The sequence below is a fragment of the Pantoea sp. UBA5923 genome (assembly GCF_002431095.1).
GTDB classification, from domain to species: domain Bacteria; phylum Pseudomonadota; class Gammaproteobacteria; order Enterobacterales; family Enterobacteriaceae; genus Pantoea; species Pantoea piersonii.
Window position 1 is genome coordinate 57,643 of record NZ_DJDN01000065.1, and the last position, 25,632, is coordinate 83,274.

Genomic DNA, 25,632 nt, shown 5'->3' on the forward strand with positions numbered 1-25,632 from the left:
TAGCGGAGAGAGGCGTGATGGCGGAAAGCAAAGCGATCGACAGCCTGTGGCTGGGGGCCGATCTGGTCACCATGCGCGAAGGCAGATATCACATCATTGAGGATGGCGCGCTGGCGGTGGATGGCGGCGAGCTGGTATGGGTAGGGCCGCGCGCGGAGATGCCCGCCTTTACGCCGCGCCAGCAGCACCGGTTCGACGGCGGCATCCTGACGCCAGGGCTGATCGACTGTCATACCCATCTGGTGTTCGGCGGCGACCGCAGCGCAGAGTTCGAGCAGCGTCTCAACGGCGTCAGCTACGCCGAGATCGCGGCGCAGGGCGGCGGCATTCTCTCGACGGTGCGCGCCACGCGCGAAGCCAGCGAGGAGTCACTGGTGGCCTCGGCGCGCTGGCGGCTCAACCGTCTGCTGGCGGAAGGGGTAACCACGGTGGAGATCAAATCGGGTTACGGGCTGGATGAGGCGAGCGAGCTGCGTATGCTGAGCGCGATACGGCGGCTTGGCGAGAGCGCGCCCGTCGATGTGCTGGCGACCTGTCTGGCGGCGCACGCCTTTCCGCCCGAATTTAAGCAGGATCCCGACGGCTGGGTCGATCTGATTTGTGAGCGCATCCTGCCGCAGGTGAAAGCCAACGGGCTGGCGGACGCGGTAGACGCCTTTTGCGAACACCTGGCCTTTTCCCCGGCGCAGGTGGCCCGCGTGTTTGACAAAGCGGCCGAGCTGGGTCTGCCGGTCAAGCTGCACGCCGAGCAGCTCTCTTCGCTGGGCGGGGCGCGGCTGGCGGCGAGCTACGGCGCGCTCTCCGCCGATCATCTGGAATATGCGACCGAAGAAGATGCGCGGGCGATGGGCGAACGGGGCACAGTGGCGGTGCTGCTGCCCGGCGCCTTCTATCTGCTGCGGGAAACCCAGCGGCCGCCGGTGGCGCTGTTTCGTCAGCATAAGGTGCCGATGGCGCTGGCCAGCGACGCGAATCCCGGCACCTCGCCGGCGCTGTCGCTGCGCCTGATGCTTAATATGGGCTGCACGCTGTTCGGCATGACGCCGGAAGAGGCGCTGGCGGGCGTCACGCTCTGGGGCGCGAAAGCGCTGGGGCTGCAGCAAACCCACGGCTCGCTGGAGGCGGGCAAAGTGGCGAACTTCGTCCACTGGCCGCTGGCGCGCCCGGCGGAACTGGTTTACTGGCTGGGCGGCGAGCTGCCCTGTACCGTTATCTATCGCGGAGAAGCGCAATGACACCTTTTCTCTTTACGCCGGGCAGCCTGCCGCTGCTGGTCAGTATTCCTCACGCCGGTACGCAGCTTACGCCGGAGGTAGAAGCCGGACTGAGCGAGGCGGCGCGCGGCCTGCCGGATACCGACTGGCATATTCCGCAGCTGTTCGATTTTGTGCGCAACCTGGGCGCCAGCGTGCTGATCGGCCACTATTCGCGTTTTGTGATCGACCTCAATCGTCCGCCAGATAATCAGCCGCTCTACGCCACGGCCACCACCGGGCTTTATCCGGAAACCCTGTTTGACGGCTCGCCGACCTTTGCGCCAGGCAAAACGCCCTCTGCGGCGCAGCGCGAAGGTTATCTCAGAGATATCTGGCAGCCTTATCATCAGCAGATCCAGCAGGAGCTGGCGCGGCTGAAAGCGCTACACGGCTATGCGCTGCTGTTTGACGCCCATTCTATCGCCAGCGTCATCCCGCGCCTGTTTGAAGGACGTCTGCCCGATCTGAATATCGGCACCAACGACGGCAAAAGCTGCCGCGCCGGAGTTACGCAAGGGCTGGAGGCGGTCTGTGCGGCGCAGAGCGACTATAGCTGGGTGGTGAACGGACGCTTTAAGGGCGGCTACATTACGCGCGCCTACGGTCAACCGGAAGAGCAGGTACAGGCGGTGCAGCTGGAGCTGGCGCAGCTTAACTATATGGATGAGACGCCGCCATTCGCCTGGCGGCAGGATCGGGCTTCAGCGCTGCAGAAAGTGCTGAAGCCGCTCGTGCAAAGCTTTATCGAACGCGGCAGGCCGTCATAGCGGCTGAGGCGCCGTCTCTTTAGCGGCGGCGCGCGTCCGGACGCATCAGGTCGAAGCGTTCGTTTTCACTGATGCCGTAATAGGCGCTCGGCCCGCCGGCGCGCAGAATAGGTTGGGCGCGCGCCGTCTGATAAATGCCTTCATCCAGCAGCGATTCGTCGATATGAATCGCAATCGCCTCGCCCAGCACCAGCCAGCTGTCGATCGGGTCGCCCTGCGCATCCTGCAGCTGAATAAGCTGGGTCAGGCGGCACTCAAAGTTTACCGGGCTTTCTGCCACCAGGCTCGCCTTCACCTGCGAGGCGGCCAGCGGCGTCACGCCCACCAGCGCGAACTCATCCTGATCCGGTGGCACCGATGCCGAACTCTCGTTCATCGCCTCCGCCAGCGGGCGCGTCGCCAGGTTCCAGACGAACTCTTTGCTTTCGCTGATATTCCGCACGCTGTCTTTCCAGCCGGTGCTGGAGAAACCTATGATCGGCGGATGGTAATTAAAGCAGTTGAAGAAGCTGTAGGGCGCCAGGTTGCGCTGACCGGCAGCGGAAATCGAACTGATCCAGCCAATCGGACGCGGCCCGATAATGGCATTGAGCGGGTCATGCGGCAGACCATGACCGGCGCGCGGCTGGTAGGAGTAGCGTTTATGCGTCATCTTTTATCCCGTAGTGAAGTGTTAACAATATCTTAGCGCTACAGCATCGGCTGCATCGGGAATAAATATGTAAGCGGATTGTGCGGCTTTATTTTCCCGACGCTGCGGCGTATTGTACGCGCCTGCAAAACGGGAGACGCCATGAACAAGCCAGCCAGTAAATTATTCCACGCCCGCAACCGCCATCAGGGCGAGTACGACTTTGCCGCGCTGACCGCCGCGCACCCGCCGCTGGCGGCAAAGGTGCGGCCCAACGGCTACGGCGCGCAGTCGATCGATTTTGCCGATGCGGAAGCGGTCATGCTGCTGAACCAGGCGCTGCTGAAACTCTTTTACGGCATTGAATGGCAGCTGGCCCCCGGGGCGCTCTGTCCGCCGGTGCCGGGCCGCGCCGATTACCTGCACTACCTGGCTGATCTGCTGGCGCAGGACAATCACGGCGCGATCCCGCAGGCGGATATTCTGGATATCGGCTGCGGCGCAAACTGCATCTATCCGCTGATTGGCCATGCGGAGTATGGCTGGCGTTTTACCGGCACCGATATCGACGAGGCGGCGCTGAAGGCGGCTAACCGCATCGTGGCGGCCAACGCCGGGCTACAGCGCGCCATTCGCCTGCGCCGTCAGAAGGATCCCCAGGCGGTACTGGCGGGCGTGGTAAATAAAAATGAGTTCTTTCACGCCGTGATATGTAATCCGCCGTTCCACGCCTCAGCGGCGGAGGCGGCGGCCGGTTCGCAGCGGAAAGTACGTAATCTGAAGCTGGAGAGCGCGACGCCGCTTAACTTCGGCGGCCAGCATAACGAGCTGTGGTGCGAAGGCGGTGAAAAAGCCTTTGTCGGCAAGATGATCGCCGAAAGCGCGGCGCTGGCGCGCCAGTGCATCTGGTTTACCTCGCTGGTGTCGCGCCGCGAGAATCTGCCTGCGCTGGAAAAGCAGCTGCAGGCGCTCGACGTCGCAGAGGTGCGGGTTGTGAACATGGCGCAGGGCCAGAAGCAGAGCCGCTTTCTCGCCTGGAGCTTTATGCCAGCCGCGACGCGCGCGACGCGGCTGGCGAAATAGCTTTACTCCGGTGCCGGCAGCGCGGGCAGGGCAGCCGCGCTCGCCACGCTGTTGCCGGTCTGCATCACCTCTACCGTCTGATGCGGCGCCTTAATCCCGGCCGCATCGAAATGTTTCTTCACCATGGTGTCCAGCGCAAAGCGCACCGTCCACTGTTTCAACGGCTGGGTGGTAAAGGAGACGCGTACGGTAAAGGCCTGATTGGTTAATCCCACCAGTCCGGCAAAGTTCGGTTCGCCAATCACCATGCCGCGGATATCCGCATTCTCCAGCAGCTCATTAACCGCCTCCTGCAGGACGCGGTTAACGCGTTCGTTGTCTTCGCCGCGCTCGACGTCATAGTTGGCGACAAACGAGCCGATGCCGCGCACAAAATTGGCGAAGGTGGTAATCGAAGACCAGGGAATGATGTGGTAGGCGCCGGTATCCTGACGAACGCCCACCGAGCGAATCGACATCCGTTCCACTGTGCCGGTAATGGCGCCGATGGTCACCAGATCGCCGGTATTCATGCCGTTCTCAAACTGAATGAAGATGCCGGTAATAATATCCTTCACCAGCGTTTGTGAGCCGAAGGAGACCGCCAGGCCAAGCGCGCCCGCGCCTGCCAGCAGCGGCGCGATATTGACGCCGATTTCAGACAGTAAAATCATAATGGTAATGGTGCTGATCACCACCGCCAGCGCGTTGCGGAACAGCGTCAGCAGGGTGCGGGTACGGGCGCTCGGCATCGGACGGCCGTGAGAGTCGGAAGCGAGTCGGCTCTCAATCAGGCTTGCCAGCACCGTCCAGCCCACAGCGGAGAGCAGCAGGATCATGATAATGCGGATCAGCACGTCCACCATTTTTTCACCCGCCCCGACCGTGAGCCAGTGCCAAAGATCGAACAGGTTCCAGGCGTTGAGCAGCAGCAACAGCGTGGCGAACACGGTAATAATGCGCGCCAGCTTCAGCAGCGCCTTCACCCAGTCGTTGACGCGCTTTTGCAGCGCCGGGTAGTTACGGCGCAGGTCGGGCGAGAGCGTAATGGTTTTGCCTATCCAGCGCGTCAGAATGCCGGAAATAAAGGCGGCGATGCCGATAATCGCCAGCGTGCGTACCGTCGCCGACATCATAAATTTCAGGCTGTCGCCAGGATTGAAAATAGAGAGCAGAAACAGCGCAATAAAGTAGGCGCTCGCCAGCCAGTGCCACACCAGCGCGAAAGCGCGAATAAAAAAGGCGAAAAACGCCATGCTGCGATCCGATAGCGCCTGAAGGGCAAAATGGATAGCGCGACGGTTAGAAAATATAAGGAAGAGCGCCCAGCCGGTCATGATGCCCATAATCAGCACGTTAACCACGGCCGCGACCTGCACATTAACCTGATTAGAGACAATCGGCACGATCACCAGCAGTCCATAGCCGATCAGGCCAGAGAGCCAGCTCAGGCGCGTGTTCCAGTAGCGGGCGCGCCCGTCGCTGAGATGAAAAAAGCGCAGGTCGCTAAAGGTGGGGCAAAAGATCAGGCGCAGCACCGCCTTGAAAAATTCAATCAGCGCGAAGGCGTTCAGGAACAGCCCTTGCTGATAGGCGATGGTACGGCTGTCGCCGTGGTAATTGTCACTGATGATTTGACCGATAAACAGCGTCAGCGCCAGCATCAGCAAATCAATGATAAACGCGCCGATAATCGCCACCGGCAGCTGTATCCAGTTACGCTGCTCGCGGTTCTTCGCGCGTCCCCAACGGCCCATCCGGCGATAAAGCGGCGCAATAAGACGGCGCAGCAGCCAGTAAAGCGCGAACAGCGCCGCAGCCAGCACCACGAAATGCCGCAGCGCATTGAAAAAGGTGTCGGGATTAAACGCCTTGTGCGGCGCATAGGCGATATTGTCATGCAGGCGGGCAAATTTTTGCGCCACGTCGCCGCCAAATTCGCGGGTGACATCCGTTACGCCCTGCAGGACGGTTTTCTCCTCCTCCTTTTCGACCGGCGGCGTCAGCGCAGGCGCGTTATCCTTTGCCGTCGCGGTGGAGGCGCCGCGCAGCTGATCAATCAGTTCCTTGCGCGACTGGTCATCTTCCAGAATATTTGCCAGCGCGGCGTAAGCGGCTTTTTTCTCGTCGAGGGTCGGCTCTTTTTGCGCGCCGCTGGCGGAGCCAGTTGACTGCTGCGCTGCGACTGCCGCCTGCGGCAGCGTCACCGCCTGCGCGGCGGGCAGCATAAAACAGCAGAGTAGTAACAGCGCGATCCCTTGTCGCAACAGGCGACAACATATGTGGGCTGACGACATGGCTTTCTCCTTAGCAACCTCTGGCTCACAGGTGGAAAAGTATAGTCAGGCGCAGGGAGTGAAAGTTCTGAAAGGCACTTATCGTCCGGTTGACGAAAAGCGGGCGATAAAAAGGGGAGTGGCAGAGGAAAAGAGCGAAGCGTTTCGCGAAATACTGGAAGCGTTTTTGAATAGCGCAGCGCGTGAGGCTGGAGGCGGACGCACCTCAGGGAAGAGGTGCGTATCCGCGCTGATCGCGGTGGGCCGACGCCTGTCGGCCCGGCAAATCAGGAAACGTGCTGCAGGAACTCGCGCAGGCGATCGCTTGGCGGCTGGGTGATCAGCGTATCGGGATCGCCATCTTCCGCTATGGTGCCTTTGTCGATAAAGATCAGGCGCGACGCGACTTTCTGCGCGAAGCCGACTTCATGCGTCACGATTACCATCGTCATGCCTTCTTCCGCCAGATCCTGCATCACCTTCAACACCTCGTGGCGCAGCTCGGGGTCCAGCGCAGAGGTTGGCTCATCGAACAGCATCAGCTTCGGCTTCACCGCCAGCGCGCGGGCGATGGCGACGCGCTGCTGCTGGCCGCCGGAGAGTTCGGAAGGAAAGTGGTGCGCGCGCTCGGCCAGGCCAACCTTCGCCAGCAGCTCGCGCGCCAGCTTATGCGCATCCTGTTTCTTTGCGCCGCGTACGCGGATCGGACCGAACGCGACGTTATCCAGCGCGCTCATCTGTGGGAAGAGATGGAACTGCTGGAATACCATGCCCGCTTCCTGGCGGATCAGACGCTCATCTACTTTGGGATCGTTCACCTTCAGGCCGTCGACGATCAGATCGCCGCTGGTGATCTCTTCCAGCTTGTTAATGCAGCGCAGCAGCGTCGATTTGCCTGAGCCGGAGGGGCCGATAATCACCACAACTTCGCCCTGATTAATCTTCAGGTTGATATCGTGCAGCACCTGGGTTTGGCCGAAATGCTTCGAGACGTTTTTAAATTCAATCACAGGATTTTCACCCTTTTCTCAATACGGCGCAGCACAAAGCTCAACACCAGGGTAATCACGAGGTAGATAATCGCGACGGCGCTCCAGATCTCCAGCGCGCGGAAGTTGCCGGCAATGATTTCCTGGCCCTGACGCGTCAGTTCCGCCACACCGATAACGATAAACAGCGAGGTATCTTTAATGCTGACGATCCACTGGTTGCCGAGCGGCGGCAGCATACGACGCAGCGCCAGCGGCATAATGACATAGCGCAGGGTTTCGCGACGCGACAGACCCAGCGCCAGGCCCGCTTCGCGGAAGCCTTTGTTGATTGACAGCACCGCGCCGCGCGTGATCTCGGCGATATAGGCGCCGGAGTTGATCATAATGGTCACCACCGCAGCGGTGAACGGATCGATGCGCAGATCGGGGAAGGCCATCGGCAGGGCGAAGTAGATAAACATCACCTGCACTACGATAGGGGTGCCGCGAATGATCTCAATAAAGACCAGCGCGAGGTTATTGGCGATCCAGCCGCCGTAGGCGCGGGCAAAGCCAGCGACCAGACCGATAATCAGTCCGCCGACCAGGCCGAGCACCGAGATCAGCAGGGTCATTTTCGCGCCTTCAATCAGCACCGGCATAGCGGGCCAGATGACGCTCCAGTCAAACTCCATGGTGTGACTCCAGTTTTGTTGCGATGGAAAAAAGCAGGGAACGCGTCCCTGCTCAAAATAAAATCAAAAAATTATTATTTAGGTTCGCTGCCGAACCATTTTTTGTAGATCTGGTTATAGGTGCCGTTCTCTTTCAGGGTCTTCAGCGCGCCGTTTACTTTTTCACGCAGTTCGTCGCTGCCTTTCGGGAAGGCGACGCCATACTGCTGCGCTTCGATAGATTCGCCAACCGCTTTAAAGCGGCCTTTGCCAGCGGTGTGGATAAAGTAAAGGATGTTCGGCGTATCGTGCAGCACCGCATCGGCGCGGTTAGTGCCCAGTTCCATATAGGCGTTGTCGATATTCGGGAACTGACGCAGGTCTTTAGATTTGATATGCGCTTTCGCGTAATCTACAGAACCGGTGCCGCTCTTCACCGCGACCACTTTGCCGTTCAGATCGTCGATGCCTTTAATGTCGTTCTCATTGTTGCGCACCATCACCAGCAGGCCGCTTTTGTAGTAGCCGTCAGAAAACTCGATGGCTTTTTTACGCTCGTCGGTAATGGTGATGCCCGCCAGCGCCAGGTCGATATTGCGCGTCTGCAGAGCAGGGATAATGCCGCTGAAGTCCATCGGCTTCAGGGTATAGTCCAGCTTCAGCTCTTTGGCGATGGCGTCCCACAGATCGACGTCAAAGCCGACATATTTATCGCCCTGCTTAAACTCAAAAGGAACAAAAGCGGTATCGGTGGCGACGATCAGTTTTTTTTCTGCTGCGGTAGAAGAGAGTGAGAAGGCCAGCGCCAGCGCGGCCACAGAGACTTTAAACAGTGACTTCATCATTTTTCCTTATTACAACCCGGCCCGAAAGCGGCGTTTACGGCTTACCATATGAAAAAAGTATGCCAACTTTTCATTTTAACCACAATCAACAGGTTAAACCTGAAAGCTGACACGATTCTGCAATGGTAAAAACTTTTGCACCAAAATGAAGCACCAAAAAGGTGCATGGTAAGATTTTGGTGCAATCGCACCTTTGCATGCGGTATTAAGCGTGGGAAGAAGAGGCGTTCAGAAATGTTATGAAGGTCAAAAAATAGTAATTTTCCTGTTAAGCAGGCACAAAAAAAGGCGGGTCTCCCCGCCTGATAATGCTTTACGCTGTTATTCGATATTGGATTCGATAAACCACAGGAATTTATCCAGATCGCGGGAGGCCGCGGTAAAGATATCTGCGGTGTCTTCATCTTTAACTTCTGAAATCGCTTTACGCGTGTCGTTCGCAACGATGGCGTAACGATCAGCCAGCGCTTTCAGGTGATCCTGTACGCTGTGAATATTGAGCGGATAGCTCTGCAACGGCGTTCTGTCATTAACGACCTGCGTGGTGCCCAGCGCCACGCCGCCTAACTGCACGACACGTTCAGCAATGGTGTCCTGATGATCGGTAATAGTGGTACGGAAACCGTCCAGCATCTCATGCACGCCGATAAAGTTGGAGCCGCGCATGTTCCAGTGCGCCTGCTTGGTAATCAGCGACAGATCGATAAATTCCACCACCAGACGGTTGAGCACCTCAATGGTGGCTTTTTTCTCGTCGTCAGCCACATCGTTACGGGTGTAAAGCAGATCGGAAGCGTTCGTTTTAACCAGTTTTGCGGTACTCATCGTATGAATCCTCTCTTTGATGGGTTGTCCTAATCAAGCACGGGAATAAGTATAGCAGCGCTTTGCGTCTTTGCAGGAATGAGTTTAGCGATGGCTGAAATAGATGGCATTTACGGATAAAATTTATGCGCTAATAATCGGGGGGAAAGTTACAGAAAAAGCTACTTTGATTTTAATGCTGTAAAATCAGCCCATTGCGAGAGTGAAAAGCATGGCCTTATACAGTATGTTTCAGAATGATAATAATAGTGTGTAGCGTTGGTTAAAATAAAACCATTTTTAACGTAAGAATATTATTCGCCTGCGTTATGCGCAGGCGTAATAAGTTATGGCTGCGGCGGTGGGGTTATTTCCACCTCTTTTAGCTGGGAATTTCTGGGCTTAAGCGTCAGCGTCGCGCCAGCTGACGCCAGAATAATCGCCAGCAGACCAAGGCTCTGCTTCAGAGAGAGCGTTTCGCCAAGGAATAAAATTCCTGACAGGGCCGCTACGGCAGGTTCAAGGCTCATCAGCGTACCAAAAATACGCGCCGGCAGACGCGTCAGGGCGACCATTTCCAGCGAATAAGGAATGGCGCTGGAGAGCAGGGCGACTAAAAGCGCGACAGGGAGAACGCTCCAGTGCCAGATGCCTGGCTCGGCGAAGGTCAATCCCAGCGGCACAAAGATAACTGAAGCAATTAGAGAACCCATCGCAACGGTTGCCGGGCCATGCTCCGCCCCGGCGCGCGGCCCCGCCAGAATATATAAAGCCCAGCAGGCGCCTGCGCCTACCGCCAGCGCCGCGCCCAGCGGATCGATGGTTTTCATACTGTCGCCGAACGGCAGCAGGAACCAGAGACCGGCGACCGCCAGCGCTACCCAGACTAAATCGAGCAGACGGCGCGTGCCGAGCAGCGCCAGCGTGAGCGGGCCGGTAAATTCCAGCGCCACCGCGACGCCGAGCGGCACAGTACGCAGCGACAGATAAAACAGGAAGTTCATACAGCCCAGCGCCAGCCCGTAAATCAGCAACGGCAGACGCTGTTCGCGCGTGAAGCGCCGCCGCCAGGGTTTAAAGATAACGCAGAGCATCAGGGTGCCAAGCCCAAGACGCAGCGCGGTAATGCCGGTAGCCCCCACCGCGGGAAAGAGAGATTTCGCTAACGACGCGCCGCCCTGCAGCGACAGCATGGCGATCAGCAGCACAGCTACCGAGATAGCTGGCGCAGAGCTTTTACCTGGCAAAGAAAGAGACATCCTGTAAACGCGTCCTTGATGATTAACACAGAGGTAACAAGAGGTTCAGTTTAATCGAAACAGGGGTAAAAGCAGAGGAGGCAATCAGGAAAATGCTGAGGCGAATGCGCGAAATTTAACCCACTTCAGGGCCAGTTCCGTAAAGAAACGTCAGGTTTTTTTAGGAATTAACTTAAACGACAATTTTTCTTCCAGGAAATTCATTGCAGTTTAATGACGAATTTTTCAAGGAAAATGAATAGCATAGGAAGCTTCATTAACTTTCTGTTACACCAAACATTCTGTTAGACAATAATTTGCGGGCAGAGTTTCTTGCTGAGTTTTGTTATATTTTCAGCGTTGTCAGGAGAGAAGTATTATCACATTTGAGGTGGTTATGAAAAAAATTGCATGTCTTTCAGCACTGGCTTGTGTTCTGGCAGTTTCTGCGGGTTCCGCAATGGCGCAGAGCACAGTCACCGGCGGTTACGCTCAGTCCGACTATCAGGGCGTGGCTAACAAAGCGAACGGTTTCAACCTGAAATACCGTTACGAAGACGGCTCTAACCCGCTGGGTTGGATCGGTTCTTTCACTTACACCGAAAAAGATCGCACTGATGCTGGCGTGTACAGCAAAGGTCAGTACTACGGTTTCACCGCTGGTCCTGCTTACCGTCTGAATGACTGGGCGAGCATCTATGGCGTGGTTGGTATCGGCTACGGCAAATTCCAGCAGAACGACACTGTTGTCCGTGATAAAGGCGACTCCAGCGACGTGGGCTTCTCTTACGGTGCCGGCCTGCAGTTCAACCCGTACCAGGACTTCGCTATCGACGTAGGTTACGAGCAGAGCCGTATCCGCAGCGTTGACGTTGGCACCTGGATTGCTGGCGTAGGTTACAGCTTCTAAGTTTTGCTTAGACCAGTTGCAGAAAAAACGGCCCTTTGCGGCCGTTTTTTTTATCTCTTTTTTAGCTGAACCATGAGTAGTCACGAGGCGCTGGAGCAGAGAAAAAGAGAAAGGAGCAGCCCTGGCAAACGCAGAGGCTGGATAAAGAGGCTGCGCGTTAACCGCGCCAGATTAAATTCGGGCAGTCGCGATCGTTGCGTTTCGTGCCCAGCAGTTTTTCAACCAGCATCAGGCGAAGTGAAAACGGGGAGCGGCTCAGCAGGCAAAGCCATGCCTTCAGCGATGAAGATGAAGTCGGTTGCGCTGTCTGGAAGCATTTGCCGCAGTCAAGGCAGCATTTCATGGTGCTCATATCGACCTCCCAATCAGTAACGTCGTAACAGCAGGCATAGCCCGGCGACAAACAAGAGAAACAGCAGTAATAACAGATAAGGATCCTGCACGATCGTCTCTCCATTGTCAGCGCGTTTGCCTACAATATCGACAAATATAGCACTGGCTATACCCTGTAGCCAATGCTATTTACGAAAAATTTGAGCTTCTTTGTGCCTGGTTTACAATGAGCGCAGCAAATCCGTCTCGCTGCGCGAGCGCGGAGCATAATAAAGAGGAAGCTGAATGAGTCGTCGTGCCAAAACTGGGGTGTCCGCTCCGCAAGGACCCCTGAAAGATATCGAAGAGCATGTCGAAGGATTTCGACAGGTACGCGAAGCCCATCGTCGCGAACTGATCGATGACTACGTTGAGTTGATCTCAGATTTAATTGGTGAATTTGGCGAGGCGCGCCAGGTTGATATGGCAGCGCGACTGGGCGTCTCGCAGCCCACCGTGGCGAAAATGTTAAAACGACTCAGCAGCGCCGGGCTGGTCGAACAGGTTCCCTATCGCGGCGTCTTCCTGACCGGGGAAGGGGTAAAGCTGGCGGCAGAGAGCCGCGCTCGCCATCATATCGTCGAAACCTTCCTGCTCGCGCTGGGCATCAGCCCGGAAACCGCGCGGCGTGACTCAGAAGGCATTGAACATCACGTTAGCGATGAAACGCTGGCCGTCTTCCAGAAATTTTACGAAAGCCGTCACTAATCACCGGGCCCGCTAACATGTTAACCGTGCTGCGCACTTTTTTGCATGATCGTATTCTGCATCTGTTGTTAGCGCTTGGCGCGATACTGATTCTGCTGGCGAATTTCCGCTGGGCGGATCTGCCTGGCGCGGTTGACTGGCATACTATCGTTACGCTGACCGGCCTGCTGCTGTTAACCAAAGGACTGGAAGTCAGCGGCTATTTTGACGTACTGGGCGCGCGGCTGATCGGCCGCTTCCGGCATGAACGCGCGCTGGCGCTGTTTATGATGCTGGCCGCTGCGCTGCTCTCCACCTTCCTGACTAACGATGTGGCGCTGTTTATTCTGGTGCCGCTCACCCTGACGCTGCGCAAATATTCGCATCTGCCTTTGTCCAGGCTGATCATCTTTGAAGCGCTGGCCGTTAATGCAGGCTCGTTGCTGACGCCGGTAGGCAATCCGCAAAATATCCTGTTGTGGAGTCACGGCAAGCTCAGCGTGCTGGGATTTATTGGGCAAATGACGCCGCTGGCGGTCTGGCTGCTGGTAACGCTGCTGGCGCTGACGTGGTTCAGCTTTAAGCCGCGCGCGATTGAGAAGCATGGCAATGACGAGACGCGCGAGTGGCAGAAGCCGCTGTTTGCCGTCAGCGTCCTGCTCTATCTCCTGTTTGTCGCCGCGCTTGAGTGGCAAATGACCGGCTGGGCGCTGCTGCTTATCATCGGCTGCTATCTGCTGATGGCGCGCAGGGTGTTGATGGCCATCGACTGGAGCCTGCTGGCGGTCTTTATCGCGATGTTTATCGACGTCTACCTGCTGACGCATCTGCCGGTTGTGCAGCACCATTTCGATGCTGTGTCACGCTTCAGCGACGGCGCCGTTTATCTGCTGGCCATCGGTCTGTCGCAGATAATCAGCAACGTGCCCGCCACTATTCTGCTGCTGCAAAAAATTCCGCCTTCAGACGTTTTTGCCTGGGCGGTAAATATCGGCGGCTTTGGTTTGCTGCCTGGGTCGCTGGCTAATCTGATTGCGCTGCGCATGGCGAAAGATCGCCGCGTCTGGTGGCAGTTTCATCTCTTCTCTCTGCCGATGCTGGCCTGGTCGATGCTGAGCGGCTGGCTGCTGTTGCGCCTGTTGCATTAACTTTCGCTGCGCTTAAAAAAATGTTGCAGGATGTGCCCCTTTTGTCTGGAAAAGTCAAGAAGCGCTGGAAAATGTCAGTTTACCATCTACTGTTTATCTGACCTTTTATGCCCTGGAATTAGGGCGTTAGCTATGCGGAACTGACTATGAGCAACAATGATAAAGGCGAATCCCATCAGGACGATGTAAAGAAAGAGCAGGATCCTTCCAGCGAACAGTCTGAACAGAATAACGATCAGCCTGAGCGCAAAAGACCCGGCAAAAAACCGCTGATCATCCTCGCTATTGTGGTCGTGATCATGCTGATAGTCGGTTTCTGGTTCTGGTTCACAACGCGTAACGAAGAGAGTACCGACGACGCCTTTACCGAAGGTGACGCGGTCACTATCGCGCCTAAGGCCTCTGGTTACGTGGTGAAGCTGCTGGTCAAAGATAACCAGCGGGTGAAAAAGGGCGATCTGCTGGTTGAGATCGACCCGCGCGATACTCTCGCTCAGCGCGATCAGGCCAAAGCGCAGCTTGGCCTGGCGCAGGCGCAGCTGCATCAGGCGCAGGCGCAGCTGGCACTCTCTAAAGTTCAGTATCCGGCACAGCGCGATCAGGCGCTGGCCGATCAGGCGAAAGCGCAGGCGAACCTGTTAAACGCTGAAGCGGACTATCGCCGTCAGCGCGGCGTCGATCCCCGCGCCACCAGCCAGCGCAATATCGACACCGCTGCCGCGCAATTGCGTTCAGCCCAGGCGCAGCTGCAGAGCGCTAAAGCGCAGGTGGAAGTCGCCTCGCAGGTCGCGCTGCAGATCCGTCAGCAGGAAACCAACGTGGAAGCGCGCCAGCAACAGGTCGCGCAGGCGCAGGCGCAGCTGAATACCGCTGAGCTGAACCTTTCCTATACGCAGGTGCGCGCGCCGTATGACGGCTTCGTCACCAAACGCAACGTGCAGCTCGGCACGCTGGTGCAGGCGGGCAGTTCGCTCTTTTCGCTGGTGTCGCCCGATATCTGGATCACCGCTAACTTTAAAGAGTCGCAGCTGGAGCGGATGAACCCAGGCGACAAAGTGGCGATTAGCATCGATGCCTGGCCCGATATGCAGCTGGAAGGGCACGTTGACAGTATTCAGATGGGCTCCGGTTCGCGCTTCTCTACCTTCCCGGCGGAGAACGCCACCGGCAACTACGTAAAGATCGTGCAGCGCGTACCGGTGAAAATCGTTATCGACAAAGGGCTGGATCCAAACCATCCGCTGCCGCTCGGCCTGTCGGTTGAACCTAAGGTTACCGTGGAATGAGCCAGGCGCAGAGCTGGCAGCCCTCCAGCAATCCGTGGCTGGTGGCGGTGACCGTCACGCTGGCGGTGTTCATGGAGATCCTGGACACCACCATCGTTAACGTGGCGCTGCCCCATATTGCCGGTTCGCTCTCCTCCAGCTACGACGAATCGACCTGGGTGCTGACCTCTTATCTGGTGGCGAACGGCATCGTACTGCCTATCTCCGCTTTTTTCAGTCGGCTCTTTGGCCGCAAGCAGTTCTTCCTGATCTGCATCGTCATGTTCACCATCTGCTCGTTCCTGTGCGGCATCGCCACCGAGCTGTGGCAGATCATCCTGTTCCGCGTGCTGCAGGGCTTCTTCGGCGGCGGTTTGCAGCCGGTGCAGCAGTCGGTGCTGCTTGACTACTTTAAGGCGGAAGATCGCGGCAAGGCGTTCGGTCTCTCCTCGATCGCCATTATCGTCGCGCCCGTTATCGGGCCGACGCTCGGCGGCTGGATCACCGATAACTACAGCTGGCGCTGGGTCTTCTTTATTAACATCCCGGTGGGTATTTTGACGGTGCTGGCGATCTATCAGCTGCTGGAAGATCCGCCGTGGGAGCGCAAGTGGGCGAAAGGGCGGCTGAAGATCGACTATATCGGCATCGGGTTAATTACGCTGGGGCTCGGCTGCCTGCAGGTATTCCTCGATCGCGGCGAAGATGAAGACTGGTTCGCCTCACACTTTATCGTGCTGTTCGCCACGCTGGCGCTGGTCGGCATCGTCGGCGCGGTTTACTGGCTGATGTATGCCCGGAAGCCGGTGGTGGATATTCTGGTGATGAAAGACCGCAACTTCTGGGTGTCAGGACTGCTGATGGCGGGCATGGCGATGATCCTCTACGGCAGCTCGGTGGTTCTGCCGCAGCTGGCGCAGCAGGATCTTGGCTATACCGCTACCTGGTCGGGGCTGGTGCTGTCGCCGGGCGCTATCCTGATTGTGCTGACCATCCCGCTGGTCATAAGCCTGATGCCGCGCGTGCAGACGCGCTATATCATCGCCTTCGGCTTTACCTGCCTGACGCTGGCGTTTTTGTACTCCTCAACCCTGACGCCCGATGTCGATTTTAAAACGCTGGTGCTGATGCGCAGCGCGCAGTCGATTGGGCTGGGTTTTCTGTTCGTGCCGCTGACCACCATCGCCTTTATTACCATTCCGCAGCGGCTCAACGCCGATGCGTCGGCGCTGTTTACCATGTTCCGCAACGTGGCGGGCTCTATCGGTATCTCGCTCTCAACGGCGGCGATCACCGAGCGCGAGCAGGTACGCTCGGCGCATATGGTGCATAACATGACGCCGCTTAACGAGCAGTTCAACATTACCGTACAGCACTGGTCGCAGGCGATCCGCGACTTCACGTCGGCGGCTGGCGATCCCACCACGCTGGCGGCTGGTCAGCTCTATCAGGAGATGGTGGCGCAGTCGCGCATTCTGGCGTACATCGACGTCTTTACGGGCTTAAGCATCATCGCCCTGATCTTGATTCCATTTTGTTGGCTGCTGTCGCCGATTAAGAGCGAAGGCAGTGCAGGAGCACACTGACATGAAGGTTACCTTTACACGCCAGGTGGCGAGACCGCTCAGCCTGCTGACGCTGGCGCTCTGGCTGGCGGGCTGCGCCGTCGGGCCTGACTACGAAGCACCGAAGCCGCAGCTGCCAGGGGGCTATCATCTGCTGGACGCGCAGCAGGCGTCGAAAACCGAGTCCGGCGCCGTCAGCACGCGCTGGTGGCAAACCTTTAACGATCCGCAGCTCAACAGCCTGATCGATCGCGCTATTGAAGGCAACCTGACGCTGCAGCAGGCGGTGCTGCGCATCGCAGGCGCACGTCAGGAGTTGGCGCAGGCGCGCGGCGGTCTCTTTCCCAGCCTGAACGGCAGCGCGAAAGTCACGCGTCAGCAGCTAGGGCTGGAGGGGCTGCTGAAAGCGAACGGCGTCACCGACCAGCTCGACAGCGATACCGCCAGTCAGCTAAGCAGCCTGGAGCAGCCGGTAACGCTTTATCAGGGCAGCTTCGACGCCAGCTGGGAGCTGGATTTGTGGGGCAAAGTCCGTCGCCAGGTCGAACTGGCCGATGCGCAAACCCAGGCGGCAATAGAGCAGCGCAACGACGCGCTGGTCTCGCTGGAGGCTGAGGTGGCGCGCGCCTACCTGCAGCTGCGCGGCGCGCAGGCGACAATCGCCACGCTGGAGCAGCAAATCGCCGTGGCGCAGCAGAGCTGGGAGTTGACGCAGAGCCAGCAGCGCAACGGGCTTGCGCCGCTTACCGATGTGGAAAACGCACGCGCGCAGCTCAGTTCGCTGCAGGCGCAGCTGCCGCAGTATCAGTCGCAGGCGCGCCAGGCGATGAACGGGCTGGCGGTTCTGCTGGGCAAAACGCCAGGGGCGCTGGATAACGAGCTTTTCGCGCCGAAAGCGATGCCCGCGCTGCCGCAAATGGTGCCGGTCGGCATTCCCACCACGCTGGCGCGTCGACGCCCCGATATTCGGCAGGCCGAGGCGACGCTGCATGCGCAGACGGCGAATATCGGCGTGTCGGTGGCGCAGCTTTTCCCCAGCCTGTCGCTCACCGGCCAGCTTGGGGTACGCAACACCGACGCCAGCTACCTCGACAACTGGAGCAGTCACTTCTATTCCGTCGGCCCTTCGCTGTCGATTCCGATTTTCCAGGGCGGCCGTCTGGTTTCCAGCGTCAGGCTGGCGCGTGCGCAACAGGCCAGCGCAGCGCTTGACTACCGACAGACGGTGCTGACCGCATTGCAGGATGTGGAAAACGCGCTGGTGAGCTATCGCGCCGATCAGGCGAGGGTGACGGCGCTGGACGAGACTACAGGTTCGCTGCAGCGCGCCTTCGATCTGGCCAGCGACAGCTACCGGCAGGGCATCTCAACCTTTATCGACGTGCTGGATGCTCAGCGTCAGCTGGCGCAGGCGCAGGAGCAGGCGACCCAGGCGCGCATGCAGAGCGCGCTCGATCTGGTCGCGCTCTATAAAGCGCTGGGCGGCGGCTGGGAGACTTACCAGAACGTCACGCTGCCGCAGTTCGACGTTTTTGGCCCGGCGGCCCGCGCCAGCTAACCTCGCTTTTTTTCGGCTGCGGCGTAGAGCGCAGCCGACTTCCTTAATGCCATACCTGCCTGGTGCTTTGAAATAAAAATTCCTTTTTTACCTGTGTGTGGTTTTTTTACTCAGTACGAAGCGTTGTGACGGGTAAAGCATTACTGCTCATAAGTGTGATCTCTGGTGCAAAAATAAGCGCAGCCTATGACCCAGCGCGCAAAACTAATATTTCATATTTTATCTTTGCGATAAAAACAATCTATTTTCACTGGATACCTGCACAACACCAGGAGATAACATGTCCAGAGAATCTTACCTTACGCTTAATAAAGCCTCAGGGCCGAACAGCAACACCCGTACCGAACCCTTCGTTAAAATTATCGCCGTCGTCGCCACGCTTGGCGGCCTGTTATTTGGTTACGACACCGGCGTGATCTCGGGTGCACTGCTGTTTATGGGCCCACAACTTCAGCTAACGCCCTTTACTACAGGTCTGGTCACCAGCAGCCTGCTGTTCGGCGCCGCCTTTGGCGCGCTTCTGTCAGGCCACTTCGCGGCAGCGGCCGGGCGGAAAAAAATTATCCTCGTTCTGGCCATTATCTTTGCCATCGGTGCGCTTGGTACCTCAATGGCGCCCGATGTGGAATGGATGATTTTCTTCCGTCTGGTGCTGGGCGTCGCGGTCGGCGGCGCAGCAGCCACCGTACCGGTCTACATTGCGGAAATCGCGCCGGCTAACCGACGCGGCCAGCTGGTCACGCTACAGGAGCTGATGATCGTCTCCGGTCAGATGCTCGCCTATATCTCTAACGCGGGGTTTAATGCTGCCTGGGGCGGCGAAACGACCTGGCGCTGGATGCTGGCGGTCGCGACGCTGCCAGCGGTGCTGCTCTTTTTCGGCATGTTATTTATGCCGGACACGCCGCGCTGGTACGCTATGAAAGGACGGCTGGCCGAGGCGCGCAAAGTGCTGGAACGGACCCGCGCGCCCCAGGATGTCGACTGGGAACTGACCGAGATCGAAGAGACCCTGGCAGAAGAGGAGCAGCAGCGCCCGCGCTTGCGCGAACTGCGTAAGCCCTGGCTGTTTAAGCTGTTTCTTATCGGCATGGGGATCGCGGTAATCCAGCAGCTGACCGGCGTAAATACCATTATGTATTACGCACCGACCATGCTGAAGGCGGTCGGTATGGACGACAGCGCGGCGCTAATTGCCACCATCGCCAACGGCGCAATCTCGGTGGTGATGACTTTAGTCGGTATCTGGCTGTTGGGAAAAATGGGGCGCCGTACCCTGACCATGCTTGGCCAGTTCGGCTGCACCGCCTGTCTGGTGTTTATCGGTTCGGTAACATATTTTATGCCTGAAACCGTTAATGGCCAGCCCGATATATGGCGCAGTTATATGGTGCTGCTCGGCATGCTAATGTTTTTGAGCTTTCAGCAGGGCGCATTATCGCCGGTCACCTGGCTGTTGCTGTCAGAAATATTCCCGACGCGCCTGCGCGGTATTTTTATGGGTGGCGCGGTATTCTCTATGTGGATCGCCAATTTCCTTATTTCGCTCATGTTCCCGGTTCTGCTGGCAAGCGTCGGTCTGGCGGGCGCGTTCTTTATCTTTGCGCTGGTCGGCATCGCAGGTGCGATATTTGTCATTAAGTGCGTACCGGAAACACGTAACCGCAGTCTGGAGCAGATCGAGCACTATCTGCATGAAACGCTCTCGAATAACGAAGAGCCTGCTCCTAAGCCATTGGGGCGACCGGTAAATAAAACATCATAATCAAAGGTTATCAATTGTGGTCAGAGCCGGCACTTGCGCCGGCTTTTTTTTATCCATTCGTGCCGACGTTTGCTCTTTTTCTTCCTTTTTTCTGGTTAACCTCAACGCAACAATCGCAGGGCGCAAGGTAAGAGAGTATTCGTAAAATCCGCCTGTAAAGCGCTTTATATCGGCGCTCTGGACTTAGACGATTCGCTATTAAAGCCGTAAACCGGCAATGAAAACGATTTCACTCTTCCGCTTTTATCTGCAAGGACATTGCTAATTCATCGTTAATAACACATTGAGAATACACTTAAGTTTTTGCATGGAAATTTTACGATCTACCTTCGGAATTTTCTGTAGTAGAAAATTAATTTATTTTTTTATTTGAATTGGGTAATCTTGTCGCTACAGTTTTATTAACCCCCTTAGTCAAGGACATTGTAATGAGTGACGCATTTAAAGTTCTGAACAACATTCGCACATTACGTGCACAGGCACGCGAACTGCCATTAAGCGATCTGGAAGAAATTCTGGAGAAATTAACCGTCGTCGTTACCGAACGTCGTGAAGAAGTAGAAGCTGAAGAAGCGCAGAACCGCGAAAAAGAAGAAAAGCTGTCTAAATATCGTGAAATGCTGCTGGCTGATGGTATCGATCCAAATGAATTACTGGGCGCGCTGGAAACCGGTAAAAAACGCGCCAAGCGCGCGCCGCGTCCCGCCAAGTATTCTTATACCGACGAGAACGGCGAAGTAAAATCCTGGACCGGCCAGGGCCGTACCCCAGCGGCAATTAAAAAGGCGCTGGACGCTGGCAAAAGCCTTGACGATTTCCTGATCGGCTAAATTTACCCAATCCTTGCAAGTGGGAGCCGGTGGCTTAAACAGCCATCGGCTTTTTATTTTTCCCCCGCTGCCAGCGGCTTGCCTCAGGCCGCACGCCTGGCGCTGGCATGCGCAAGGCGATGTCTGGCATAATGGCCGCCGTTTTTTCCTTCACTCAGCCATAAAGGTTAATGCCGTGTTAGTAAGCAGCAATATCACCATGCAGTTTGGCAGCAAGCCACTGTTCGAAAATATCTCCGTAAAATTTGGCGGAGGTAATCGTTACGGTTTAATCGGTGCAAACGGCAGCGGTAAATCCACCTTTATGAAAATCCTCGGCGGCGACCTGGCGCCAACCGGCGGTAATGTCTCTTACGATCCCAACGAACGTATCGGCAAGTTAAGGCAGGACCAGTTTGCGTTTGAACAATATAGCGTGCTGGACACCGTCATCATGGGCCACCATGAATTGTGGGAAGTAAAGCAGGAGCGCGACCGCATATATGCTTTGCCGGAAATGAGCGAAGAAGAGGGCTATAAAGTTGCGGACCTCGAAGCGCTTTATGGCGAAATGGATGGCTACAGCGCCGAGTCGCGTGCGGGCGAGTTATTACTCGGCGTCGGTATTCCGGTCGAGCAGCATTATGGCCCGATGAGCGAAATTGCGCCGGGCTGGAAATTACGCGTGCTGCTGGCGCAGGCGTTATTTTCAAATCCTGATATTTTGTTACTGGATGAACCAACCAACAACCTGGATATTGATACTATCCGCTGGCTTGAGCAGGTGCTGAACGAGCGTGAAAGCACCATGATCATCATTTCGCACGACCGTCATTTTTTGAATATGGTCTGTACGCACATGGCGGATCTCGATTACGGCGAATTACGTGTTTATCCAGGTAATTATGACGAGTATATGACAGCGGCCACTCAGTCGCGCGAACGTTTATTAGCGGATAACGCCAAGAAAAAAGCGCAGATCGCCGAGCTGCAATCTTTTGTCAGCCGCTTTAGCGCCAACGCCTCTAAATCGCGTCAGGCGACTTCGCGCGCGAAACAAATTGATAAGATCAAACTGGATGAAGTTAAAGCGTCCAGCCGTCAAAATCCTTTTATTCGTTTTGAACAAGACAAAAAATTGTTCCGTAACGCACTGGAAGTAGAAGCGCTAAGTAAAGGTTTTGATAACGGCCCGCTGTTTAAAAACCTTAACCTGCTGCTTGAGGTCGGAGAAAAACTGGCGGTCATCGGCGCCAACGGTATTGGTAAATCCACCCTGCTGAAAACGCTGGTGGGCGAACTTGAGCCAGACAGCGGCAGCGTTAAATGGTCGGAGAACGCGCGCATTGGTTATTATGCGCAGGATCACGCCGCCGACTTTGCTGACGATCTTAGCGTCTTTGACTGGATGAGCCAGTGGAAGCAGGAGGGCGATGACGAGCAGGCGGTGCGCAGCATTCTTGGCCGTCTGCTATTCAGCCATGACGACATCAAAAAGCCAGCGAAGGTGCTCTCCGGCGGTGAAAAAGGGCGCATGCTGTTCGGCAAGCTGATGATGCAAAAACCCAACATCCTCGTTATGGACGAACCGACAAACCACCTGGATATGGAGTCGATCGAGTCACTGAATATGGCGCTGGAGATGTATGAAGGCACGCTGATTTTCGTTTCGCACGACCGTGAGTTCGTTAGCTCGCTGGCGACGCGCGTGCTGGAGATCAAAGAGGACCGCGTGATCGACTTTACCGGCAACTACGAAGACTATCTGCGCAGCCAGGGTATTTACTAAAAGTCACCCTCTCTTTTGCCAGATAACATTAAGGGGTAGCCTGAGCTACCCCTTTATCATTTATGGCCACACACTTCGCAGTGCGCATCCTGCGCTACCTTCACGCTGCGAAATTCTGCGCTCATCGCGTCATACATCAGCAGCCGCGACGTGGCGGGCGTGCCAAAGGCGGTCAGTACCTTAATCGCCTCCATCGCCTGCATTGCGCCTGTGACGCCAACCAGCGGCGCCATCACTCCCGCCTCGACGCAGCTTAGCGTCTGCTCGCCAAACAGACGGCTGATACAGCGATAGCAGGGCGTACCGGGCTGCCAGTTGAACACGCTTATCTGGCCTTCCATACGAATCGCCGCGCCGGAAACCAGCGGCACGCGCCGCGCCCGGCAGAGCCGATTAAGCTGTTCGCGTATCTGCACGTTGTCGGTGCAGTCGAGCACAACCTGATGTCCGGCAATTAACGTCTCAAGCGCATCCTCTTCCAGCAGGCCGTTAACGGTATCAATATGCACATGCGGATTGATAGCGGCCAGGCTCTCAGCCGCCGAGTCAACCTTGGCGCGGCCGATATCTGCGTCGTGATGCAGGATCTGACGCTGCAGGTTGGACAGCGCAACGGTATCAAAGTCGAGCAGCGTCAGCGCGCCCACGCCCGCCGCAGCCAGGTAGGGCGCAGCCGCGCAGCCGAGGCCGCCGAGACCGACAATCAGCGCGCGGCTCGCCTTGAGTTTTTCCTGGCCGTCGAAGTCGAAGCCGCGCAGCACGATCTGGCGGTTATAGCGCAGCATCTCTTCATCGCTGAGTTCGGGCAACATTACCCCTCCAGCAGCGCGTTAAAGGGCTCAACCTCAACCCATTCGCCCGGCTCCACCGCGCCGCGCTCGCGCTCCAGCACGATAAAGCAGTTGGCGGCGGCGAAAGAGCTAAAGACGTGCGAGCCCTGATGACCGGTGCTGCGCACCTCCAGTTCGCCGTCCGCACCGCGGCTCATGACGCCGCGCTGAAAGTCGAGGCGGCCCGGAGATTTTTTCAGGCGCGAGGCGGCGCGCGCGCGCAGGCGCGGCGGCAGCGGGGACGCGCTCTGGCCGGTCAGGGCGGCAAGCAGCGGCTGTACCAGCTGATAAAAGGTGACGGCGGCCGAGACCGGATTGCCGGGCAGTCCGCAGAACCAGCTGCCGGCGAGGCGGCCAAAAGCAAAAGGTTTGCCTGGCTTGATGGCCAGCTTCCAGAAGGTGATGACGCCCAGCTCGTCGAGCATGGTTTTGGTGAAGTCCGCTTCGCCCACCGAAACGCCACCGGTGCTGATAACCACATCGGCCTGACGATCCGCCTCTTCAAAGGCGCGGCGCAGCGCCTGCGGGTCATCTTTAATAATGCCCATATCGATCACCTCGCAGCCGAGCTTGCGCAGCATCAGCGAGACGGTAAAACGGTTGGTGTCGTAGATCTGGCCCGGCGCCAGCGGCTGGCCCACCGGCTGCAGCTCATCGCCGGTGGAGAAAACCGCGACGCGCAGCTTGCGCAGCACGCTTACCTCAGCGAGGCCGAGCGAGGCGAGCAGCGGTAATTCCGCCGCGCCGAGGCGCACGCCCGCCGCCAGCACCGGCTGATCGCGTCGGATATCTTCGCCTATCAGGCGGATATTTTGCCCGGCCTTTACCGGCGCGTTAATCACAATGCCGCCGTCGACCTCGCGCGTCTCTTCCTGCATCACCACCGCGTCGCAGCCAGATGGCACCGGCGCGCCGGTCATGATGCGCACCACGCTGCCCGCTGGCCAGTCGCCGTTAAAAGGCGCACCGGCAAAGGCTTTGCCCGCCACCTGAAGCGGCCGATCGGCCTGAATATCGGCCAGCCGCACAGCGTAACCATCCATCGCCGAGTTATCAAAGGGCGGCACATCGATGGGTGAGGTAACCGGCAATGCGGTAATGCGGCCAACTGCATCGGCCAGCGGCACGCTGACGCGATCGCGGAGAGGCTGAAGCTGCGCCAGCATTTTCGCCTGCGCCTCTTCAAGAGAAATTAACCCTGCGGTAAAGCTTTCCATTGTGTTTGCAACCTGTGTTAAGACAGTTGCTGCCTATTATGGTGCTAATTGTCAGCAGAGTCACATTTCCGCTGCGGCATAAGCCACAACAAAAGGTTATGGCTGCCGCGCCAGTTTCCTCTTTACAAGTTTTGACAGGCTTTCTATAGTCAAAAATCATTTAATTTGGCTGAAAACCATTTTAAATCAGTGTTTTCACTCCGGTAAAAGGACAGGGCAAGCGTTATGGTCAAAGCAGTCATCGCCATTCACGGTGGGGCAGGCGCCATTACGCGCTCGGCAATGAGCGCAGAGAAAGAGCAGGCGTATCGTCAGGCGCTTACCGATATCGTCACTGCGGGACAACGCATGCTGGCACAGGGCGCCAGCGCGCTGGATGCCGTGACCGAGGCGGTACGGCTGCTGGAAGAGTGCCCGCTGTTCAACGCCGGCAAGGGCGCGGTCTTTACCCATCAGGGCACCCACGAGCTGGATGCCTGCGTCATGGATGGCCGCACGCTGGAAGTCGGGGCGGTGGCGGGCGTGTCGCGCCTGCGCAATCCGGTGCTGGCGGCGCGCAAGGTGCTGGAGGTCAGCCCACACGTGCTTTTTATCGGCGCGGGCGCAGAGCAGTTCGCGCGGGATAACGGCCTGGAACAGGTCGAGCCCGATTATTTTTCGACGCCGGAACGCTGGGAGCAGCTGCAGCGCGCGCTGGCCAGCGACGAAATGGTACTGGATCACGACGGCGCGGCGAAAGCGGGCGACCCGCTGGATCCCGACCGTAAATTCGGCACCGTCGGCGCGGTGGCGATCGATGCGGAAGGCAACCTGGCCGCTGCGACCTCGACCGGCGGCATGACCAATAAACAGGCGGGCCGCGTTGGCGACTCGCCGCTGCCGGGCGCGGGTTGCTACGCCAGCAACGACACGGTGGCGGTCTCCTGTACCGGCACTGGCGAAGTCTTTATCCGCACGCTGGCGGCCTATGATATCGCCGCGCAGATGCGCTACGGCGGCCACTCATTGCAGCAGGCCTGCGTAAACGTTATCCACGACGCCATCCCTGAACTGGGCGGCAGCGGCGGCCTGATCGCCGTCGACCGCTTCGGCAACGTAGCGCTGCCGTTTAACAGCGAAGGCATGTATCGCGCTTTTGCGCGCGTGGGCGAAGAGGCTGAGGTCGGCATCTACCGCGAAGGCTAAGGAGCAGG

At 57.5% G+C, this 25,632-nt stretch carries 23 protein-coding genes; 13 read left to right on the forward strand and 10 right to left on the reverse strand.

Going from position 1 to position 25,632, the window contains the following annotated elements:
• The first annotated feature begins 17 nt into the window (after nt 1-17).
• Together hutI and hutG are read left to right on the forward strand one after the other, a co-directional pair.
• Entirely contained in the window at nt 18-1,235 is a 1,218-nt protein-coding gene (hutI, locus tag B3797_RS14985; protein ID WP_120451656.1) for an imidazolonepropionase, read from the forward strand.
• On the forward strand, nt 1,232-2,023 hold the full coding sequence (hutG, locus tag B3797_RS14990; protein ID WP_311791493.1) for an N-formylglutamate deformylase: 792 nt from the start codon (nt 1,232-1,234) through the stop codon (nt 2,021-2,023). Before hutI ends, hutG begins: the two co-directional genes overlap by 4 nt.
• Nucleotides 2,024-2,042: 19 nt before the next feature.
• Here hutG and B3797_RS14995 read toward each other — a convergent pair whose 3' ends face one another.
• Nucleotides 2,043-2,675 (reverse strand): flavin reductase family protein, encoded by a 633-nt coding sequence (locus B3797_RS14995; protein ID WP_311791494.1) that lies wholly within the window; start codon nt 2,673-2,675, stop codon nt 2,043-2,045.
• Between the two features lie 141 nt (nt 2,676-2,816).
• Between B3797_RS14995 and rlmF the strand changes: the two genes are divergently transcribed.
• Nucleotides 2,817-3,737, forward strand: a complete 921-nt coding sequence (gene rlmF / locus B3797_RS15000; protein WP_311791495.1) for a 23S rRNA (adenine(1618)-N(6))-methyltransferase RlmF — start codon at nt 2,817-2,819, stop codon at nt 3,735-3,737.
• A gap of 2 nt (nt 3,738-3,739) precedes the next feature.
• Here rlmF and ybiO read toward each other — a convergent pair whose 3' ends face one another.
• The 6 genes from ybiO to rhtA form a co-directional block, all read right to left on the reverse strand.
• Nucleotides 3,740-6,013: a mechanosensitive channel protein gene (ybiO, locus tag B3797_RS15005; RefSeq protein WP_311781906.1), complete on the reverse strand. Its 2,274-nt coding sequence runs from the start codon at nt 6,011-6,013 to the stop codon at nt 3,740-3,742.
• Nucleotides 6,014-6,279: 266 nt separating this feature from the next.
• Nucleotides 6,280-7,002, reverse strand: coding sequence for a glutamine ABC transporter ATP-binding protein GlnQ (gene glnQ, locus B3797_RS15010; protein ID WP_120451666.1), 723 nt, complete (start codon nt 7,000-7,002; stop codon nt 6,280-6,282).
• On the reverse strand, nt 6,999-7,658 hold the full coding sequence (glnP, locus tag B3797_RS15015; protein ID WP_120451667.1) for a glutamine ABC transporter permease GlnP: 660 nt from the start codon (nt 7,656-7,658) through the stop codon (nt 6,999-7,001). The genes glnQ and glnP overlap by 4 nt, the downstream gene beginning before the upstream one ends.
• Nucleotides 7,659-7,732: 74 nt before the next feature.
• Entirely contained in the window at nt 7,733-8,479 is a 747-nt protein-coding gene (gene glnH, locus B3797_RS15020; RefSeq protein WP_126688958.1) for a glutamine ABC transporter substrate-binding protein GlnH, read from the reverse strand.
• Nucleotides 8,480-8,803: 324 nt separating this feature from the next.
• Nucleotides 8,804-9,307 (reverse strand): DNA starvation/stationary phase protection protein Dps, encoded by a 504-nt coding sequence (gene dps, locus B3797_RS15025; RefSeq protein ID WP_033751449.1) that lies wholly within the window; start codon nt 9,305-9,307, stop codon nt 8,804-8,806.
• Between the two features lie 326 nt (nt 9,308-9,633).
• Nucleotides 9,634-10,545, reverse strand: a complete 912-nt coding sequence (rhtA, locus tag B3797_RS15030; protein WP_311791496.1) for a threonine/homoserine exporter RhtA — start codon at nt 10,543-10,545, stop codon at nt 9,634-9,636.
• 376 nt (nt 10,546-10,921) lie between these two features.
• Between rhtA and ompX the strand changes: the two genes are divergently transcribed.
• Nucleotides 10,922-11,434 (forward strand): outer membrane protein OmpX, encoded by a 513-nt coding sequence (gene ompX, locus B3797_RS15035; protein ID WP_120451674.1) that lies wholly within the window; start codon nt 10,922-10,924, stop codon nt 11,432-11,434.
• 157 nt (nt 11,435-11,591) lie between these two features.
• On the opposite strand, the gene B3797_RS15040 is transcribed toward ompX, so the two are convergent.
• The gene (locus tag B3797_RS15040; RefSeq protein WP_311791497.1) at nt 11,592-11,786 is read right to left on the reverse strand and encodes a hypothetical protein; all 195 of its coding nucleotides are present in this window, start codon (nt 11,784-11,786) and stop codon (nt 11,592-11,594) included.
• A 266-nt stretch (nt 11,787-12,052) separates the two neighbouring features.
• Between B3797_RS15040 and mntR the strand changes: the two genes are divergently transcribed.
• From mntR to B3797_RS15080, 8 genes are all read left to right on the forward strand, one after another.
• A complete protein-coding gene (mntR, locus tag B3797_RS15045) occupies nt 12,053-12,514 on the forward strand; it encodes a manganese-binding transcriptional regulator MntR (protein ID WP_311791498.1) in 462 nt (153 codons plus the stop codon).
• Between the two features lie 17 nt (nt 12,515-12,531).
• Complete coding sequence (locus B3797_RS15050) at nt 12,532-13,641, forward strand: SLC13 family permease (RefSeq protein ID WP_311791499.1); 1,110 nt, start codon at nt 12,532-12,534, stop codon at nt 13,639-13,641.
• Between the two features lie 146 nt (nt 13,642-13,787).
• Nucleotides 13,788-14,927 (forward strand): HlyD family secretion protein, encoded by a 1,140-nt coding sequence (locus B3797_RS15055; RefSeq protein WP_311781902.1) that lies wholly within the window; start codon nt 13,788-13,790, stop codon nt 14,925-14,927.
• On the forward strand, nt 14,924-16,492 hold the full coding sequence (locus B3797_RS15060; RefSeq protein ID WP_311791500.1) for a DHA2 family efflux MFS transporter permease subunit: 1,569 nt from the start codon (nt 14,924-14,926) through the stop codon (nt 16,490-16,492). The genes B3797_RS15055 and B3797_RS15060 overlap by 4 nt, the downstream gene beginning before the upstream one ends.
• Before the next feature lies 1 nt (nt 16,493).
• A complete protein-coding gene (locus B3797_RS15065) occupies nt 16,494-18,029 on the forward strand; it encodes an efflux transporter outer membrane subunit (protein WP_311791501.1) in 1,536 nt (511 codons plus the stop codon).
• Between the two features lie 280 nt (nt 18,030-18,309).
• Nucleotides 18,310-19,794, forward strand: coding sequence for a sugar porter family MFS transporter (locus B3797_RS15070; protein ID WP_311791502.1), 1,485 nt, complete (start codon nt 18,310-18,312; stop codon nt 19,792-19,794).
• Nucleotides 19,795-20,222: 428 nt separating this feature from the next.
• Nucleotides 20,223-20,624, forward strand: a complete 402-nt coding sequence (locus B3797_RS15075; RefSeq protein WP_120451687.1) for an H-NS family nucleoid-associated regulatory protein — start codon at nt 20,223-20,225, stop codon at nt 20,622-20,624.
• Between the two features lie 175 nt (nt 20,625-20,799).
• A complete protein-coding gene (locus tag B3797_RS15080) occupies nt 20,800-22,392 on the forward strand; it encodes an ABC-F family ATPase (protein WP_311781897.1) in 1,593 nt (530 codons plus the stop codon).
• Nucleotides 22,393-22,448: 56 nt separating this feature from the next.
• Here the strand turns inward: B3797_RS15080 and moeB are convergent, their stop codons facing one another.
• Both moeB and moeA read right to left on the reverse strand, forming a co-directional pair.
• On the reverse strand, nt 22,449-23,204 hold the full coding sequence (gene moeB, locus B3797_RS15085) for a molybdopterin-synthase adenylyltransferase MoeB (protein WP_311791503.1): 756 nt from the start codon (nt 23,202-23,204) through the stop codon (nt 22,449-22,451).
• On the reverse strand, nt 23,204-24,439 hold the full coding sequence (gene moeA / locus B3797_RS15090; RefSeq protein ID WP_311791504.1) for a molybdopterin molybdotransferase MoeA: 1,236 nt from the start codon (nt 24,437-24,439) through the stop codon (nt 23,204-23,206). Before moeA ends, moeB begins: the two co-directional genes overlap by 1 nt.
• Nucleotides 24,440-24,664: 225 nt before the next feature.
• On the opposite strand from moeA, the gene B3797_RS15095 reads away from it, so the two are divergent.
• Nucleotides 24,665-25,624, forward strand: coding sequence for an isoaspartyl peptidase/L-asparaginase family protein (locus B3797_RS15095; RefSeq protein ID WP_311781894.1), 960 nt, complete (start codon nt 24,665-24,667; stop codon nt 25,622-25,624).
• The last annotated feature ends 8 nt before the right edge of the window (nt 25,625-25,632 follow it).